15 protein-coding genes and 1 pseudogene are annotated in these 17380 nt (G+C 72.5%); 7 read left to right on the forward strand and 9 right to left on the reverse strand.

Features of this window, described 5'->3' with window-relative positions; translation table 11 throughout:
• Window positions 1–24: 24 nt before the first annotated feature.
• Entirely contained in the window at window positions 25–861 is an 837-nt protein-coding gene (locus tag CG719_RS06900) for an undecaprenyl-diphosphate phosphatase (protein WP_100567573.1), read from the forward strand.
• Between the two features lie 76 nt (window positions 862–937).
• The gene (locus tag CG719_RS06905) at window positions 938–1870 is read left to right on the forward strand and encodes a glutaminase (RefSeq protein WP_100567628.1); all 933 of its coding nucleotides are present in this window, start codon (window positions 938–940) and stop codon (window positions 1868–1870) included.
• 153 nt (window positions 1871–2023) lie between these two features.
• On the opposite strand, the gene CG719_RS06910 is transcribed toward CG719_RS06905, so the two are convergent.
• The 4 genes from CG719_RS06910 to CG719_RS06925 all read right to left on the reverse strand — a co-directional run bounded on the left by CG719_RS06910 (window position 2024) and on the right by CG719_RS06925 (window position 6593).
• Window positions 2024–3241, reverse strand: coding sequence for a D-alanyl-D-alanine carboxypeptidase family protein (locus CG719_RS06910; protein WP_100567574.1), 1218 nt, complete (start codon window positions 3239–3241; stop codon window positions 2024–2026).
• A 152-nt stretch (window positions 3242–3393) separates the two neighbouring features.
• Window positions 3394–4542 carry a transcription termination factor Rho gene (gene rho / locus CG719_RS06915; protein ID WP_100567575.1) on the reverse strand — a complete coding sequence of 383 codons (1149 nt, stop codon included), beginning with the start codon at window positions 4540–4542 and terminating at the stop codon, window positions 3394–3396.
• Window positions 4543–5014: 472 nt separating this feature from the next.
• A complete protein-coding gene (locus CG719_RS06920) occupies window positions 5015–5983 on the reverse strand; it encodes an acetylxylan esterase (RefSeq protein WP_100567576.1) in 969 nt (322 codons plus the stop codon).
• A gap of 121 nt (window positions 5984–6104) precedes the next feature.
• Complete coding sequence (locus CG719_RS06925) at window positions 6105–6593, reverse strand: MarR family winged helix-turn-helix transcriptional regulator (protein WP_442802711.1); 489 nt, start codon at window positions 6591–6593, stop codon at window positions 6105–6107.
• A 242-nt stretch (window positions 6594–6835) separates the two neighbouring features.
• Between CG719_RS06925 and CG719_RS06930 the strand changes: the two genes are divergently transcribed.
• From CG719_RS06930 to CG719_RS06945, 4 genes and pseudogenes are all read left to right on the forward strand, one after another.
• Window positions 6836–7651, forward strand: a complete 816-nt coding sequence (locus CG719_RS06930) for a putative protein N(5)-glutamine methyltransferase (RefSeq protein ID WP_100567577.1) — start codon at window positions 6836–6838, stop codon at window positions 7649–7651.
• Window positions 7652–7871: 220 nt separating this feature from the next.
• A complete protein-coding gene (locus CG719_RS06935) occupies window positions 7872–8243 on the forward strand; it encodes a hypothetical protein (RefSeq protein WP_100567578.1) in 372 nt (123 codons plus the stop codon).
• Between the two features lie 78 nt (window positions 8244–8321).
• Window positions 8322–10337, forward strand: a complete 2016-nt coding sequence (locus CG719_RS06940; RefSeq protein WP_100567579.1) for an NADPH-dependent 2,4-dienoyl-CoA reductase — start codon at window positions 8322–8324, stop codon at window positions 10335–10337.
• A 64-nt stretch (window positions 10338–10401) separates the two neighbouring features.
• Window positions 10402–10944: pseudogene (locus tag CG719_RS06945) on the forward strand (PadR family transcriptional regulator); the annotation flags it as partial.
• A gap of 292 nt (window positions 10945–11236) precedes the next feature.
• Here CG719_RS06945 and CG719_RS06950 read toward each other — a convergent pair.
• Together CG719_RS06950 and CG719_RS06955 are read right to left on the reverse strand one after the other, a co-directional pair.
• On the reverse strand, window positions 11237–11905 hold the full coding sequence (locus CG719_RS06950; protein WP_100567581.1) for a hypothetical protein: 669 nt from the start codon (window positions 11903–11905) through the stop codon (window positions 11237–11239).
• Window positions 11906–12110: 205 nt separating this feature from the next.
• Window positions 12111–13136, reverse strand: coding sequence for a fibronectin type III domain-containing protein (locus CG719_RS06955; protein WP_100567582.1), 1026 nt, complete (start codon window positions 13134–13136; stop codon window positions 12111–12113).
• Window positions 13137–13517: 381 nt separating this feature from the next.
• Here CG719_RS06955 and CG719_RS06960 point away from each other — a divergent pair, with 381 nt between their 5' ends.
• On the forward strand, window positions 13518–14303 hold the full coding sequence (locus tag CG719_RS06960; RefSeq protein WP_159024834.1) for a glycoside hydrolase family 75 protein: 786 nt from the start codon (window positions 13518–13520) through the stop codon (window positions 14301–14303).
• Window positions 14304–14437: 134 nt separating this feature from the next.
• Here the strand turns inward: CG719_RS06960 and CG719_RS06965 are convergent, their stop codons facing one another.
• Genes CG719_RS06965 through dhaK form a run of 3 tightly spaced genes read right to left on the reverse strand, consistent with a single transcriptional unit; the run spans window position 14438 to window position 16492 of the window.
• Window positions 14438–14848, reverse strand: a complete 411-nt coding sequence (locus CG719_RS06965; RefSeq protein ID WP_100567584.1) for a PTS-dependent dihydroxyacetone kinase phosphotransferase subunit DhaM — start codon at window positions 14846–14848, stop codon at window positions 14438–14440.
• A gap of 1 nt (window position 14849) precedes the next feature.
• A complete protein-coding gene (gene dhaL, locus CG719_RS06970) occupies window positions 14850–15455 on the reverse strand; it encodes a dihydroxyacetone kinase subunit DhaL (RefSeq protein WP_100567585.1) in 606 nt (201 codons plus the stop codon).
• 44 nt (window positions 15456–15499) lie between these two features.
• Entirely contained in the window at window positions 15500–16492 is a 993-nt protein-coding gene (gene dhaK, locus CG719_RS06975; RefSeq protein ID WP_100567586.1) for a dihydroxyacetone kinase subunit DhaK, read from the reverse strand.
• Window positions 16493–17380: the final 888 nt, after the last annotated feature.

The raw sequence follows: 17380 nt of genomic DNA on the forward strand, positions 1-17380 counted from the left end.
TCACCATCCTCAGAACTGGATCCCATGAGCGCCATCTCCGTCGGTCAGGCCGTCGTACTCGGAGTCGTCGAGGGGGTGACCGAGTTCCTGCCCGTGTCCTCCACCGGCCACCTGAAGATCACCGAGGGACTCATGGGCATCCCTGTCGACGACAAGTCGGTCGTCGCGTTCTCCGCCGTCATCCAGGTCGGCGCCATCGCCGCCGTGCTGGTGTACTTCTTCAAGGACATCGTGCGGATCATGTCCGCCTGGTTCCGGGGGCTGGCCAACAAGCAGGAGCGCTACCACCACGACTACAAGTTCGCCTGGTGGGTCATCTTCGCGACCATGCCGATCGTCGTGGTGGGCCTGGCCGCGAAGCCCTTCATCGAAGGGCCGCTCGGCTCCCTGTGGGTGGTCGCCGGTTCGCTGATCGCCGGCAGTGTCGTGATGTGGTGCGCGGACCAGATGGGCCGGCACAAGCGCGGTGAGGACGACACCTCCTTCAAGGACGCGATGCTGGTGGGCAGCTCGCAGATCCTCGCCCTGCTCTTCCCCGGCTTCTCCCGCTCCGGCGCCACCATGTCGACCGCGCTCATCCTCGACCTCGACCGGGTCGCCGCCACCCGCCTGTCGTTCTTCCTCGGCCTGCCGGCCCTGACCGGCGCCGGCCTCTACGAGCTCAAGGACGCGCTCGGCGCGAGTGTGGGCGCCGTCCCGCTGGCCGTCGGCACCGTGGTGTCCTTCGTCGTCGCCTACGGCTCCATCGCCTGGCTGCTGAAGTTCGTCGCCAAGCACTCCTTCAACGCGTTCGTCGTCTATCGGATCCTGATCGGCCTGCTGCTGTTCGGCCTGCTCGGCACGGGCGTCCTCAGCAGCTGAGCACGGGGTGGCGGCCGAGACCCGTCGCCCTGCCGTGGTCACCGTCGTGGAGCACCGCGACCGGCCCGGAGGCACAATGGCGATCATGACGTCGTCCCCGACCTATCTTCCGGTCCTCGAGCACATCGCCGAGGAGATCGGGCACACACCGGGCCGCGGGCGCCCGGCCGACTACATCCCGGCGCTCGCGGCCCGGGACCCCCGCGCCTTCGGCATGGCCGTCGCCGAGCTGGACGGCACGGTCTACGGGGTGGGGGACTGGCGGGAGCCGTTCTCCACGCAGTCCATCACCAAGGTGTTCACGCTCGCCCTCGACCTGGCGCGCGAGGGCGACGAACTGTGGGAGCACGTGGGCCGCGAGCCCTCCGGCAACCCCTTCAACTCCCTGGTGCAGCTGGAGTACGAGAACGGCATCCCGCGCAACCCGTTCATCAACGCGGGCGCCCTGGTGGTCACCGACCGGCTCCAGACCCGCACCGGCGACGCGGCGGGCGAGCTGCTGAGCTTCCTGCGCGCCGAGAGCGGCAACCCGGAGCTGGACTTCGACGAGGAGGTCGCAGCCTCCGAGACCGCGCACGGCGACCGCAACGCCGCCCTCGCCCACTTCATGGCGTCCTACGGGAACGTCGACAATCCGGTGCCGGTCCTGCTGGACCAGTACTTCCGCCAGTGCTCGATCGCGGCCTCCTGCGCCGACCTGGCGCTGGCCACCACGTTCCTCGCCCGGCACGGTATAAGGGCGGACGGCTCCCGGCTGCTCGCCAGCAGCCAGGCCAAGCAGGTCAACGCGGTCATGCTCACCTGCGGGACGTACGACGCGGCCGGTGACTTCGCCTACCGCGTCGGCCTGCCCGGCAAGAGCGGCGTCGGCGGCGGCATCATCGCCGTCGTACCGGGCCGGTGCTCGCTGTGCGTGTGGAGCCCCGGACTGGACGAGCGGGGCAACTCGGTGGCCGGCGTGGCGGCCCTGGACCGCTTCACGACCCTCACCGGACTGTCGGTGTTCTGAGGGGCCGCCCGGCGCGGGTCGTCCGATCGTGCGCCGGTCAGGTGCGGACGGCAGCCCGGCGTCCCGGTCCGGTCGGCGTCCGCCGCGGTTCGGGCCGCGACGGCCTCCGGGGGCGACGCCGACGTCCGCGGACCGTGCCCGGTCGTCGGCAGGTCAGACGCGCGAGGCGCGCCTGCGCCGGAACCGCAGGCCGATCAGGAGGGCCCCCGCGCCCAGACCGGCGGCGCCCGCGATGGCCCCCGCCCCCGGCCAGTCCGACTCCTCCGGGCGAGGCGCACCGGCGGACGCGACGACCGCCGCTCCCGGCTTCGTACCGGGCTTCGCTCCTGGCTTCGTCCCGGACTTCGCTTCCGCCGTCGCCTCGTGCGAGACGGGCCGCAGGGCGTCGAGCGAACCCACCGGATCGACGTGACCGGCGGCGTCGAATCCCCAGTCCAGCAGCGCGCGCGCCTCCTCGTAGACGTTGCCCTCCTGAGGGTTCATCAACGTCACCAGGACGGTGCGCCCGTCCCGGTGGGCCGCGGCGACGAGCGTGTTGCCCGCGTTGGTGGTGTAGCCGTTCTTGATGCCGATCAGACCCGGATACGGCTCCACCCCGTTGGCACCGGTCAGCAGGCGGTTGGTGTTGGCGATCTGGAACGTGCCGTCGTTGCCGGGGAAGGCGGCGTGCGCGGTGGAGCAGTACCGCGCGAAGTCCGGGTTGCGCAGTCCGGCCCGCCCGAACACGGCCAGGTCGTACGCCGAGGAGTCCTGCCCGTCGGCGTCGTAGCCGTCGGGGGAGACGACCGTGGTGTCCAGGGCTCCCAGGGAGCGGGCCTTGGCCTCCATCTGCCGGGCTGTCTGCTCCCAGCCGCCGTTGAGCGCGGCGAGCACGTGCACGGCGTCGTTGCCGGAGTTGAGGAACACCCCGCGCCACAGGTCGGCCACCTGGTACGTGTGCCCCTCGACGACCCCCACCAGGCTGCTGCCCTCGCCGATGCCCGTCAGTTCCTTGGCGCTGACGGTGTGCTGGATGCCCGCGGGGAAGGACGGCATCACGGTCAGGGCGAACAGCGTCTTGAGGGTGCTCGCGGGCGGCAGCCTGCGGTGCGCGTCGTGCGCGGCCAGCACCTCGCCCGACGCGGCGTCGGCCACCACCCAGGACAGCCCGGAGACGGCCGGAAGATCGGGCGCCCCGTCGCGGAGCCGGACCTGGGTGCCCTCGTCGTCCAGCAGGCCCGGCTGCGGCACCGTCGCCCTCGGCTGCACTATCGCTCCACGGGACCCGGCGGCCGCGCCGGCGACCGCGACCGGGGAGGTCACCGCCAGCAGACTCGCCGCGCAGAGCGCGCAGGCCGATACGGTGGTGCGCTTGGAAAATCTGATCTTCATATCGCAAACGTAGGGACAAAACGGTGCAGGCGGGACGCTGCCCAGAGCCGAACGGGGTCCGCGAGCACCCGGATGTCCTAGCGCGTACCCCGACGGGCGCACAGCGGGCGCGGTGCTGAGGGTGCGTCGGATGCCCGGCCGGCGGCCGTGGCTCAGCCGGTGGGCAGGGTCGGCCGGACGCGGCGCAGGAACGTGGCGTTGTCGGGCGTGTCGCGCAGCCGCTCCAGCAGCGTCTCCACGCCGGTCCTGCCCTCGCGGCCGCGCAGGGCCCGGCGCAGACCGCGAACCGCCGTCAACTCGGCCGGGCTGAAGAGGAGTTCCTCACGTCGGGTGCCCGAGGGGTCGAGGTCGACGGCCGGGAAGACGCGGCGGGAGGCGAGTTCGCGGCTCAGTCGCAGCTCCATGTTGCCGGTGCTCTTCAGCTCCTCGAAGAAGAAGTCGTCGGCGCGGGATCCGGTCTCCACCAGCGCGGTGGCGAGGATGGTGAGCGAGCCGCCCTCCTCGGCCGTCCGCGCCGCCCCGAAGAGCCGCTTGGGCCCCAGGAGCGCGCTCGCGTCGACACCGCCGCTGAGGGTGCGGCCGCCCGCCGCGGCCGCGTTGTTGTGGGCCCGGCACAGCCGGGTGAGCGAGTCGAGGAGGACGACCACGTCCTCACCGGCCTCGACGAGCCGCTTGGCCCGTTCGACGACGAGTTCGGCGAGCGCGATGTGCTGCTTCGGGGACCGGTCGAAGGTGGAGGCGTACACCTCGCCGTGCACGCGGCGGCGCATGTCGGTGACCTCCTCCGGGCGTTCGTCGAGCAGCACCACCATCAGCCGGCACTCGGGGTGGTTGCCCGCGACGGCGGCGGCGATCTGCTGGATCAGCACGGTCTTGCCGGTCTTGGGCGGTGCCACGACGAGGCCGCGCTGCCCCTTGCCGACGGGCGCGATCAGGTCGGCGACACGGCCGGTGAGCCCGGCGGCGGGGTGTTCGAGGCGCAGCCGCTCGCGCGGGTGCAGCGGAGTGAGGTCGTGGAAGCGGCGCCGGGACCGGGCCTCGTCCGGCGAGCGGCCGCCGATGCCCGTGATCTCGGTGACGACGTGCTGCTGCCCGAGCAGGCCTGCGACGGCGTCGCCCTTGCGCAGGCCGTGGCGGCGGATCAGCGCGGGGGAGACGCGCGGGTCGGAGGGCGTGGGCAGGAGGTCCGCGACGCGCAGATGACCCTTGCCGGTCGCGTCGATGTCCAGGACACCGGTGACGGACTCGGGGGCCGCGGACGTCTGCCGCGGTGCGACGGGGCGTTCGAGTGTGGTGGTCATATGGGGGAGGTCCTTTCGCGGACGGACGGCACGGGATGTGCGGGGGGAAGCGGAAGCCGCGACGGGGAGGCGCGGAGCACGGCCTCCGACGGCGGAAGACACCACCTCGGCCGGCGGCGCGCTGCCCGGGAGGGCGGAGCGCCGCTCAGGGAGAAGGCGAGGAGAAGCAGATCGCGTCGACCGCGACAGACGCGTCGACCCGGTGAGCTGATGAAGAACCGCACCGGCGCCCACAACGGGGCGTACACGAGTGCTGACACCACGATACCACTCGGCTCGCGGACGTGGGAGAAAGTTTCGCCGCCAGGTCCGGCAGACGGACCACCGTTCGTCCAGCGGCTACCTCGGCACCGCGGACGGCCTCGTCGACATCAAGTGGCCCGCCCCCATGCCTGGAGCGGGAACACCGCGGGCCCGGCAGCCGTCCACGCGGCTGCCGGGCCCGCGGGCATGGCAGGGATGTTCCGGGGCGTCAGGCGTACGACCGGAGCCAGCGGAGCTTGGCCGCCTCCTGGTAGGGGCCGCCGCCCTCGTGGTCGTTGAAGTCGTACACCTCGATCTGCTTGTCCTGGTGCGCCCAGGCGTTGAACGCGGCGAACACCGTGGAGGGCGGGCAGGTCTGGTCCTCCAGGGCCGCAGAGAAGAGCGCGGGCGCGCGGCCGCGGGCGGCGAAGTGCACGCCGTCGAAGTACGACAGCGTGCGCAGGGCGCCCTCGGTGCGGCCGCGGTGGGTCTTCAGGTAGAGGCCTATCTCGCGGTACGGGTGACGGTCGGTCAGCGTCGTCCCGCGCGGGAAGTCGCACAGGAACGGCACGTCCGGCGCGATCGCGACCAGGTCCGGCACCAGACCTCCCACCGCGATCGTGATGCCGCCGCCCTGGCTCGCGCCGATCGCCGCGGTCCGGCCCGCGTCCGTGAGCGGGTGCGCGCGGGCCGCCTCTATCGCCCGCACCGCGTCGGTGAACACCCGGCGGTAGTAGTAGTTCTCCGGCGCGTCCAGACCGCGGGTCATGAAGCCGGGGTACGCCGGCGTGCCGCCGACCGGGTCGGAAGTGCCGCCACCGCCGCCCCAGGCGCTGCCCTGCCCGCGCGTGTCCATCACGAAGTGCGCGCGGCCCGTCGACGCCCACAGCAGATGTTCGTGCGGCAGGCCGCGCCCGCCGCCGTAGCCGACGAACTCCACGACCAGAGGCAGCGGCGCGTCGACCCGCGCGGGCAGCGTCAGCCAGCCCTTGACCGGGTGCCCGCCGAAGCCGGCGAAGGTCACGTCGTACACCTTCACCGTCGCCAGTCCCGTGTCCACCAGGTCGAACCGGGCGTCCAGGTCGTGCTCGCGGGCCTCCTGGAGCGTCTTGGACCAGAAGGCGTCGAAGTCCTCGGGCTCGACGGACGAACTGCGGTACTCGCGGAGCTCGTCGAGGGGAAGGTCGAACAGGGCCATCAACAACCGCCTTCGCGAAGAGACTGAAGAGAGCGTGGGGGCCACACGCTACGGCCTCGGTGCGGGCCGCCGTCGGCGGAGGTGTTCGATCCGGACGCGGCGAACGGCGGACCGGGGTGCGTCAGGTGTCGTCCTGGTCCCGGCCGGGCCAGGCGTTGTAGCGGGTGAGATAGCCCGCGAACCGTTCGAGATCGTCCTCCGGCCAGCCCGCCAGGCGCTCGTGGAAGGCCGCGCGGCGGCTCTCGGTGACCCGGGCGAGGATCCGCCGCCCGGCGGCCGTCAGATGGAGCACCTGGACCCGGTGGTCGCCGGGGTCGGTACGGCGCTCGACGAGGCCGGAGCGCTTCAGGGCGGACACCTGGCGGCTGACGGTGGACTTGTCCAGCGCGTAGTGCGCGGCCAGGTCGGTGGCCCGGCAGCCGCCGCTCTCCTCCAGATGCCCGAGCAGCGTGTACGACACCAGCGACAGCTCGGGGTGCATGCGTCCCGCCGAGGCCCGGGCCCGGCGGGCGAAGACCGTCATCTCGCGGTGGATGGTCTCCACGGCCGTCTCCCCGGCCGGCGGCCGCCGCGTGACGCCGCGCTCGTCCGGTTCTGTCGCTGCGGTCACCGAATGCCTCCCCTGCTCTTCCGGGTTGCATAGTACAACTGACCGATGGAGAAGGGGGCGGCGGCCGAGCGTTGGGGTAGGGTGGCCTGCGGCCGCGGAGGGTCCCGGTCACAGGAAGCCCAGGAGGTGAGACCCATTACCGCTGTGTCAGGTCGGGTGCTCTCCCTTCGTAACGGCGCGGATCACCGTCGGTAGGTGACCGCCGGGAGCGCCCTTCGGCTCCCGAAAGGTCCCCGCGTTCCATGCCCGTACTTCCTCCCCTCTCCGCTTCTTCCTCTTCCGCTTCTGTGCCCCCGCGCGCCGGGGTGGTCGCCCAGCTGCGCGCCGCCGGCTGCGTGTTCGCCGAGGAGGAGGCGGAACTGATCCTCGCCGGCGCCCGCACACCACGGGAGATCGCCGCCCTGGTGGAGCGGCGCGTCGCCGGTCTCCCCCTCGAACAGGTCCTCGGCTGGGCCGGGTTCCACGGTCTGCGGATCGCGGTGGAACCGGGCGTCTTCGTCCCGCGGCGCCGTACCGAGTTCCTGGTCGACCAGGCGGTGGCCCGGTCCCCGGAGGCGTCCGTCGTCGTGGACCTGTGCTGCGGCTCGGGCGCGGTGGGCGCGGCGCTGGCCGAGGCGCTCGGCCCGGCCGAACTGCACGCCGCCGACATCGACCCGGCCGCGGTGCGCTGCGCCCGGCGCAACATCGTCCCCAGGGGCGGCGCGGTGCACGAGGGTGACCTGTTCGACGCGCTCCCCGGCAGTCTGCGGGGCCGCGTCGACATACTCGCCGCCAATGTGCCCTACGTCCCCACGGGCGAGGTCGGCCTGCTGCCGCCCGAGGCCCGCGACCACGAGCCGCTGGTCGCCCTGGACGGCGGCCCCGACGGCCTCGACATCCTGCGCCGCGTCACCACCCTGGCCCCCACCTGGCTCGCGCCCGGCGGCTGCCTCCTGGTCGAGACCAGCGAACACCAGACCCCGCAGGCCCTGGCCGCCTTCACCCGGGCCGGCCTGACCGCCCAGCTCGCCGTGTCGGAAGACCTCAGCGCCCACGTGGTGACAGGAACCAGGCACTGACCGCACTCGGCCGGTCCGCGGCACGTCCGAGAGCACCTCGATCACCGCAAAGGCTCCTTCGCGCCGTGCCGGCCGCAGGACCGGTGCCTCCCGGGTGAAGGCGAGCAGACCGGCGGCGGTGGTGTTCCGCCGGAAAACGGTGCTTTGCTGGATTGTGCGAGTGGAGTGCCGCGCGGAGGGAACTTTGTGCGGTACCCAGGCCACGAGAGGAGTGATCGCGATGGCGAGCGAGCCGGAGCACCCCGAATCCGTCTCGGTGGAGCTGAGCGGATGCACCAAGGAAGACGCCCGGACCGTGTTCGACGTGCTGTGTGCCTGCTTCTCCTCCGACCGGTGCGCGGACGACGTGCCCCGGGACTACCACGAGGTGCGCCCGACCGTGTGGCTCGGCACGTTCGACGTGGCCGAGGAGCACGGGGCGGACTGCGGGCCCACCCGGCTCGACGCGTCCGTCACGGCCGACGTGCAGGGCGGCTACTGGGCGATCGACCGTTTCCGCACCACCCTGGGCTCCCTGTTCACCGTCGAGGACCTGAGCATGGCCTCCGGTGACCAGGAGCGCGAACTCCACGTCCGTCTGGAGAACCGCTGACGGCGGGCACCGAGAGGACCCCGGGCCGTTTATGCAACTAGTTGCATAAACGGCCCGGGGTCCTCTACAACTACAGACATGAGCCGTTACCCGCATCTGCTGCGCCCGCTCGACCTGGGCTTCACCACGCTGCCCAACCGCGTTCTCATGGGCTCGATGCACGTCGGCCTCGAGGAGGCCGACCGAGGCTTCGAGCGGATGGCGGAGTTCTACGCGGCCCGCGCCCGCGGCGGAGTGGCGCTCATCGTCACCGGCGGCATCGCCCCGAACGAGGAGGGGCGGCCCTACGAGGGCGGCGCGAAGCTCACCACCGAGCAGGAGGCCGAGCAGCACACGACCGTCACCGCCGCGGTGCACCGCGAGGGCGGCCGGATCGCCCTCCAGATCCTGCACTTCGGCCGCTACGCCTACCACCGCGACCTGGTCGCCCCCAGCCCCCTCAAGGCCCCCATCAGCCGGTTCGTGCCCCGCGAACTCACCGACGCCGACGTCGAGCGGACCATCGACGACTACACCCGCACCGCCCTCCTCGCCCGCCGGGCCGGCTACGACGGCGTCGAGATCATGGGCTCCGAGGGCTACCTGGTCAACGAGTTCATCGCCGCGCGGACCAACCACCGCACCGACCGCTGGGGCGGCTCCTACGAGAACCGGACGCGCTTCCCGGTCGAGATCGTGCGCCGGGTGCGCGAGGCCGTCGGCGAGGACTTCATCATCATCTACCGGCTGTCGATGCTGGACCTGGTGCCCGACGGCTCGACCCTGGACGAGGTCGTCACCCTCGCCAAGGCGGTCGAGGCGGCCGGGGCGACCCTCATCAACACCGGCATCGGCTGGCACGAGGCCCGCATCCCCACCATCGCCACCTCCGTACCGCGCGGCGCCTACGCGTTCGCCACCAAGAGGCTGATGGGCCGGGTCTCCGTCCCCCTCGTCACCACCAACCGCATCAACACCCCCGAGGTCGCCGAGCAGTTGCTCGCCGACGGGTACGCCGACATGGTGTCCGTGGCCCGCCCGATGCTCGCCGACCCCGACTTCGTCGCCAAGGCCGCCGCCGGCCGCCCCGAGGCCATCAACACCTGCATCGGCTGCAACCAGGCCTGCCTCGACCACACCTTCAGCGGACAGATCACCTCCTGTCTGGTCAACCCGCGCGCCTGCCACGAGACCGAACTGGTCCTGTCCCCGACCCGGCGGCGCAAGCGGGTCGCCGTCGTAGGCGCCGGGCCGGCCGGGCTCGCTTGCGCGGTCTCGGCCGCCGAACGCGGCCACCAGGTCACCCTGTTCGACGCGGCGGACGAGATCGGCGGACAGCTCAACGTGGCCCGCAAGGTCCCCGGCAAGCAGGAGTTCGGCGAGACGCTGCGCTACTTCCGCCACCAACTCGACGCGCACGGCGTGGACGTACGGCTGAACACGCGGGTGAGCGCCGGCGGCCTCACGGACTACGACGAGACCGTCGTCGCCACCGGCGTCACTCCGCGCACCCCCGACATCCCCGGCGTCGGCCACCCGAGCGTCCTCGGGTACCTCGACGTACTGCGGGACGGCGCGGCCGTCGGCGAGAAGGTGGCGATCCTCGGCGCCGGCGGCATCGGCTTCGACGTGGCCGAGTACCTCACCGACGGCGGTGACGGGGCGAGCGAGGACCCTGCGGCGTACTTCCGGCTCTGGGGAGTCGACATGGACCAGCGCGAGCCCGGCGGACTCACCGCGCCGAGGCGGCCCGCGCCGCCGCGCACGGTGCACCTGCTCCAGCGCAGCACCACCAAGGTCGGCGCCGGACTGGGCACCACGACCGGCTGGATCCACCGCACCGAACTCAGGCACCGCGGGGTCACCATGGTGCCCGGCGTGCGCTATGACCGGATCGACGACCAGGGCCTGCACATCACCGTCGACGGCACGAGCACGGTCCTGGAGGTCGACACGATCGTGCTGTGCACCGGACAGGAGCCCCGGCGCGACCTGTACGAGGAACTGGTCGCCGCCGGGCGCCGCCCGCATCTGATCGGCGGCGCGGACGAGGCCGCCGAACTCGACGCCAAGCGCGCCGTCAAACAGGGCACGGAACTGGCGGCGGCCCTGTAGGAGACCACCGGCGGCGCACTCGCGGGGCCGGGCGTGTGGGCGGCCCGTCCCTAGGATGATCCCCATGTCACTTCCGCACGCGATCCTCACCGCGCTGCTCGAAAAGCCGTCGTCGGGGCTCGAGCTGACGCGCCGCTTCGACAAGTCCATCGGCTACTTCTGGTCGGCGACGCATCAGCAGATCTATCGCGAGCTGGGACGACTGGAGGCCGCCGGCCTGATCCGCGGCCTGCCCGCGAAGGAACCGGCCCGCGGGCAGAAGAAGGACTACGAGGTGCTGCCCGCGGGCCGCGAGGAGCTGGGCCGCTGGACCGCCACCTCCCAGGATCCGAAGCCGTACCGCGACGCCCTGCTGCTGCGGCTGCGCGCCGCGGCCGTGGTGGGCACCGCGGGCCTCCGGGTCGACCTGGAGCGCCATCTGGAGCTGCACGAGCGGCAGTTGGCGGAGTACCGGGAGATCGAGGAGCGTGACTTCCCGCCCGGCAAGGACAGTCCGGAGGACCGGCTGCGGCATCTGGTCCTGCGGGGCGGTGTCGACCTGGAGACCTTCTGGACGCAGTGGCTGCGCCATGCGCTGGAGGAGTTCACCGAACTGCCCGGCGAACAGACGGAACGGTCCGGGCAGGACGGGGAATTGCCGGGCGGGGGCGTGGAATTGCCCGGTGGGGACCAGGGATCGCCCGGCGGCGTACCGGAATCGCTTGGCGGCGAGGCGGAATTGCACGGCGGCGAAGCCGAATGGCCCGGCCGGGGCCCGGAATGAGGTCGGTCGGGCCCGGCGGGGTGGTCGGTACGGGTGTGGCTCGGAGGGGTGGTCGGTACGGGTGTGGTTGGGAGGGGTGGCCGGTACGGGTGTGGTTGGGAGGGGTGGCCGGTAGTGGTGCGGCTGCGACAGGCCGTCAGTACCGGTGGGCCTTCGCACGGCGCCGCAGCACCCACCCGGTGGCGACCGCCGCCGCCCCGACCAGGGTCCCGCCGGCCGCGAGCGTGAGGGTGCCGTAGTCCTTGACGCCCCCGCCCAGGCCGCCCAGCACACCGCGGGTCGGCACCGCCGTGGGCACGGCGTTCGGCGCGTACGTGCGCACGCCGTTCGGCGCGAAGGTGGGTGCGACGTTCGGTGCGGCCGGTTGCCGGTACGTAGGTGCGGCCGGCTGCCGGTACGTGGGCGCGGCGGGCTGCCGGTACGTGGGCGCGGCCGTCGCGGTGGCGCGGCCGCCGGTGACGGCGATGGACTGAGTGCCCGCCGAGATGTTGTTCGCGCAGACGACGGCCACGGTGTAGGTGCCCGGGCTCACGCTCTGCCAGGCGGCGGACTGGCCACTGGCCGTCCCGGTGAGCGCCACCTGGCGTCCTTGGGTGAAGCTCGTCTGGCCGGCGGAGAGCAGCGAGGCCGTGCCCCAACTGCCGTTGACCTGACTGCAGACGCTGGTCGTCACGGTCACGGTCGAGCCGTTGGCGGTCACGGATATCCCGGCGGCGTGGGCGGCGCCGGTGGAGAGACCGAGTGAGAGTGCGGTGGCCGTCACGGCGACGGCTATGGAGCGGGAGGGTGGCTGAGTGTGGCGCATGGGTCTGTCCTCCGGCGGCACGGTCGGCGGACCATCCCATGTGCCGCCAGAGATAGGGGAATCGCCCGTGCTGCCTCGGAGCCAGCCAACGTCTCCCGGACGCCCCCCGCATGCGGGGCGCGGCCGTACGGGTGGGCACCGCCCGAGCGGCCGACACCCGGTCGGGTGCCCGGGGCATCCCTACTGTTTCCGCCCGGCCGGCAGTTCATGGCTTCCCGGTCGTCACCGACCGTTCGGGTGAGAAGCCGCCCCAGGTGCCGTCCGGGAGCATCGCCCGGATCCGCACCCGGTGGCCGACCCCGGCCTCGCGCCCCAGGTAGAAGCTGTACGAGGCCTTCTCGCGGGGCGCCGTGCCGCCCCAGACGAGGGAGGTGGCCGGCTGTCCGTCCAACTGGATCTGGTACTGCGTCACCACACCGTCGGTGTGCGGCGGGACCCAGCTCAGGTCGAGGTGGTACGCCCCGTCCGCCTGGTGGGTCGCGGCGCGGAAGGACGACGGCGCGGTGGCCCGCCCGTCGTCGGAGCCCGGCGCGGTGGTGAGCCGGACGGCGGCACTGGCGGGGGACAGGTTGTCGGCCGCGTCACGGGCCCGCACGGTGAACACGTAGGACGTGCCCGGCCGCAGGCCGGTGACCACGGTGGCGGTCTGGCTGCCGCCGACACTGTGGATCTTCGTACCGCCTTGGTGGACGTCGTACGACACCACGCCCCGGTCGTCCGTCGAGCGCGACCAGGACAGTTGGACGGCCCGGCTGCCCACCGCCCGGCCGCGCACGTCGAGCGGGCGGCTGGGAGCCGAGTGGTCGGCCGCGACGGCGGCCGGTGTCCTCGCTCGCACCGGCCGGCTGCGCGGACCGAGCCGGCCGTCGGTGCCACGCGCCCGGACGGTGAAGACGTACGTGGTCGACGGGCTGAGCCGGGTGACGTCCACCATGCGCTCACGGGCCGGTACCGCCGTCACCTTCGTGGCGTCGCGGTACACCTCGTACCCGGCGATTTGCGGGGCCGCGGGCAGCGCGTTCCACATCACGTGCACGCTGGTCGCGCTTCCCGCGGCGGCGGTGACGCCGGTCGGCGCACCGGGCAGCCGGCCGCCCTCTCCGTCGTCCGCGGCGCTCCGGCCGCAGGAGGCGAGCAGCACCAGCGCACCGCACAGTGCCACGACACGCCCGGGCACGCGGAGACGGCGGGAAGCGGGGGCGGGAACGCGTCGCACGGGTCTGCCTCCCATGAGTGGCGGCGTGGGCGGCCCCGCACACGGTGCGGGGCAATGGTCCGGACCAATATGGCGTGCCAGCCGGAGCGCATCAAGGGGGCCGGGGTTGGTGGGAGTCCCGGGGCGTTACGTATGCTGAGGTTCCTTCCGGGCTGAACTCCCTCTCATTACAGGGGAGTTCACGCCGTGGCGCGGGCAGCTGTCGTCGCTGCCTCCCGCGCCGTCACGGGCGGCCCGGGGGCCGGGCCGGTAGGGACCCGGGCTCCCGGCCGCCCGATGGGCGGTGCGGGCCATGCGCCGCCCGTTCCCCTAACGTGGGCCGCGCGACCGATTGCTCCGCGATTCACCCCCTGTGGGGTGAATGCCTGTCATGTCCCGAGGAGAGGGGTCCTCACTGTGCGTGCCCAGCCGCTGACGCTCGTCGCGGCGAGTACCGCCCTGCTCGCCCTCACGACTCTGCCGACGCCCACCGTGCCGTACGCGTACCGCACCCGCGGGGAGCCCACGGCGCACGGCGACGACGGTGTACAGGCCGCCGACCTGCTGGCCAGGGTGCGTGACTGCACGCCGGTCTCCCGCGGCCGCTACCGCCTCGGCGCCGGGCAGCCCGCCACCGTCCCGGTGTGCGGACTGCCCGGCGCCGTCTTCTGGAAGGCCGACATGGACATCGACTGCGACGGACGGCCCACCGCGCGCTGCAACCGCAGCACCGACCCGCAGTTCTCCCCGACCGCCGCCTACGAGCAGTCCAACGGCCACCGCCTGGACGCCGCACGGCTGCCGTACGTGGTCCTGCCCGCCCCCAGCCGCATCTGGGACCACCGCGCCCACGGCGTGGGCGGGGGATCGGTCGCGGCCGTCGTCTACGGGGACCGTGTGCAGTACGCGGTCGTAGGCGACATCGGGCCGCGCGAGGTGATCGGCGAGGCCTCCTACGCCACCGCCCGGCGCCTCGGCATCCCCGCCGACCCCCACGGCGGCGGTGTCCGCTCCGGCGTGACCTACATCGTCTTCCAGCACTCCCGGATCGGCGCCATCGAGGACCACGCGGCCGCCGTCGCCACCGGCGAACGGCTGGCACGCCGACTGGTGAACAGCGGCACGGCGACGCCGCCGGCGGACGCCCCGGGGCGTCGGCCGCCTGCGGCGGACGGCGGGGAGGGCGACCCCGCGGACGAGTGACCTGCGCCGCCCGCCTGTGGTGAACGGCGGGACGGCGAGGCCGCGGTAGGACGAACCGCGCCGCCCGCCTGTGGTGAACGGCGGGACGGCGAGGCCGCGGCAGGACGAACCGCGCCGCCCGCCCCCGCCTCCCCTCACACCTTCCGGTAGCCGTACGCCTCCGAGGCCGCCGCCTCCACGGCGTCCAGGTCGGCTCCCGCCGCCGCCGTGACCACCGCGGCGACCGCGCCCTCGACGAACGGGGCGTCCAGCAGCCGTGTGTTCTCGGGCAGTTCGTCACCCTCGGCGAGCAGCGCCTTCACCGTGAGTACCGCGCTGCCGAGGTCGGTGAGCAGGGCCACCCCGGCACCCCGGTCCACGGCCGCGGCGGCCGCGGCGACCAGTTCGGCACTGGTGCCCAGCCCGCCGTCCTCCCGGCCCCCGGCGGCGGCCACGGGCACGCCCGCCGCGCCGCCCGCCAGTCCCTTCGCCAGTTCGAGAACCGAGGACGCCACCTCGGCGCTGTGCGACACCAGTACGATCCCGACCGCCTTCTCGCCGCTCATGTCACGCCACCTCCGCGGCGGATTCGGCAAGTGCGGCGATCAGCAGGGCGGACGAGGTGGCCCCCGGGTCCTGGTGACCGATGCTGCGCTCGCCCAGATAGCTCGCCCGGCCCTTGCGGGCCAGCAGGGGCGTGGTGGCCTCGGCGCCCGCTTCGGCGGCGGCGCGGGCAGCCGAGAAGCCGTCACCGAGCGCGTCCACCGCGGGGACCAGCGCGTCGATCATGGTCTTGTCGCCCGGCGCGGCCCCGCCCAGCGTCATGACCCCGTCCACCCCGGCCCGCAGCGCATCGGCGAGTTGCTTCTCGCTCACCTCGGCGGCGTCCCCGAGCGCCTTGCCGGTGCGCCGCAGCAGCGTCCCGTACAGCGGCCCCGACGCGCCACCGACCGTCGAGATCAGCTGCCGCCCGGCGAGCACCAGGACCGCGCCAGGTGTCTGCGGGTCCTCCTTCTCCAGCGCGGCCCGTACGGCCGTGAACCCGCGCTGAAGATTGCTGCCGTGGTCGGCGTCCCCGATGGGCGAGTCGAGGGCGGTGAGCCATTCCGCCTCGCGGGCCACGGACACGGCGGTCGCCGTCATCCAGCGGCGGAAGAAGTCGGCGTCGAGCACTGGATCTCCCTTGCGTGGTAGGTACGGTCGATGCGCTTGCCGGCTCACCTGCCCCAGCGCAGGCCCGGTGTGCTCACCGGCGCGTCCCACAGCCGCAGCAGTTCCTCGTCGATCTGGCACAGGGTGACCGAGGCGCCCGCCATGTCCAGGGAGGTGACGTAGTTGCCCACCAGCGTGCGGGCGACGGGCACGCCTCGCTCGGCGAGCACCCGGTGCACCTCCGCGTTGAAGCCGTACAGCTCCAGCAGCGGGGTCGCGCCCATGCCGTTGACCAGCAGCAGTACGGGGTTGTGCGGGCTCATGTCCTCCAGGATCGCGTGCACCGCGAAGTCGGCGATCTCGTGCGAGGTCATCATCGGCCGCCGCTCCCGGCCCGGCTCGCCGTGGATGCCGATGCCGAGCTCCAGCTCACCGGCGGGCAGGTCGAAGGTGGGGCTGCCCTTGGCCGGGGTGGTGCAGGCGCTCAGCGCGACGCCGAAGCTGCGGGAGTTCTCGTTGACCTGCCGGCCGATCGACTCCACCCGCTCGAGCGGCTGCCCCTCGTCGGCCGCGGCGCCCGCGATCTTCTCCACGAACAGGGTCGCTCCGGTACCGCGCCGCCCGGCCGTGTACAGGCTGTCGGTCACCGCCACGTCATCGTTGACCAGCACCTTCGCGATCTGGATGCCCTCGTCCTCGGCGAGTTCGGCGGCCATGTCGAAGTTGAGCACGTCGCCGGTGTAGTTCTTCACGATGAACAGGACGCCCGCTCCGCTGTCCACGGCCGCCGCGGCCCGCAGCATCTGGTCCGGCACCGGCGAGGTGAACACCTCCCCCGGACAGGCCGCAGAGAGCATCCCGGGCCCGACGAACCCGCCGTGCAGCGGCTCATGCCCGGACCCGCCGCCGGAGACCAGCGCGACCTTCCCCGCCACGGGCGCGTCCCGCCGCACGACAACCCGGTTCTCCACGTCGACCGTCAGCTCGGGGTGGGCCGCCGCCATACCACGCAGCGCGTCCGCCACGACGGTCTCGGCGACATTGATGAGCATTTTCATCGATACCTCCCAGTGATCTTAGCGAGTGCGGCTCCGACCTGCGCCTTTGCTGGTCGGGGCACGTGACGGCTGTTGTTGATCTTGACGGTCCGTGACGGTCGAAAGCGGGGCGGTACTGACGCTGACTCTACTGACGGGGCATCAATGAACTCGGACGGGCGGACACGGGGAAGCCGGAGCGTTCCTACCGGCAGTATCGACCTTGCGGCACCGAAGGTCACCTGTGGCGGCCGTACAGGCGAACGGGAAACGGGCGCCCACACGCTTACCGGCCGTTCCGCTTGCTCGGCCTGCACCTGTCAGGGGCGGGGCGGGCGGAGGCTGGTCGAGTGGTGGATCCGGGTGCAGCGGAAGGGGCTCTTCTGCCGGCTGGTGTCCGAGCTGACCCGCCAGGCTGTCCGCAGCGCTTCGCTCTCGCCGAGGCAGGGGTGAGAGTGGCCTGGTTCCACGTCGTCTGCGACGAACTTGGTAGTCGCGAGCCTCGACGTTCCTTCCGCTCCAAGCACACGCTGACGGACCGACACGTAGGTTCTTCGTCTGCTTGTGGTACAGCAGCTGCACCTGCATTGACCAGGCGAAACGGTAGTTGGCGCAGTCTTCGGTCGGGAGCTGGTCCGGACATGGTCCGGATCTTGCTCTGGAGGTGTCGGTTCGGTTCATGCTGCGACTGCAGTGCGAGCGATTGGGAGCGAGCGGGACTTGACGGCGCAGATGGTTGCCTGGCCTCGTCGGGCTCTTCCAGCACATAGGAGGCGCCGGTCGCCGGTGACTCGCGGGCCGTACCGTCGCACAACGCAGGGGCTCCGGGATGGTTGCCGCCTGCGGAATGATGGTGTCCCACCGAGTGGTGTAACAGCGATCTCTGCATAGCCCCTGGCCATGGGGCGG

Source organism: Streptomyces sp. CB01373 (genome assembly GCF_002803075.1).
GTDB lineage: Bacteria > Actinomycetota > Actinomycetes > Streptomycetales > Streptomycetaceae > Streptomyces.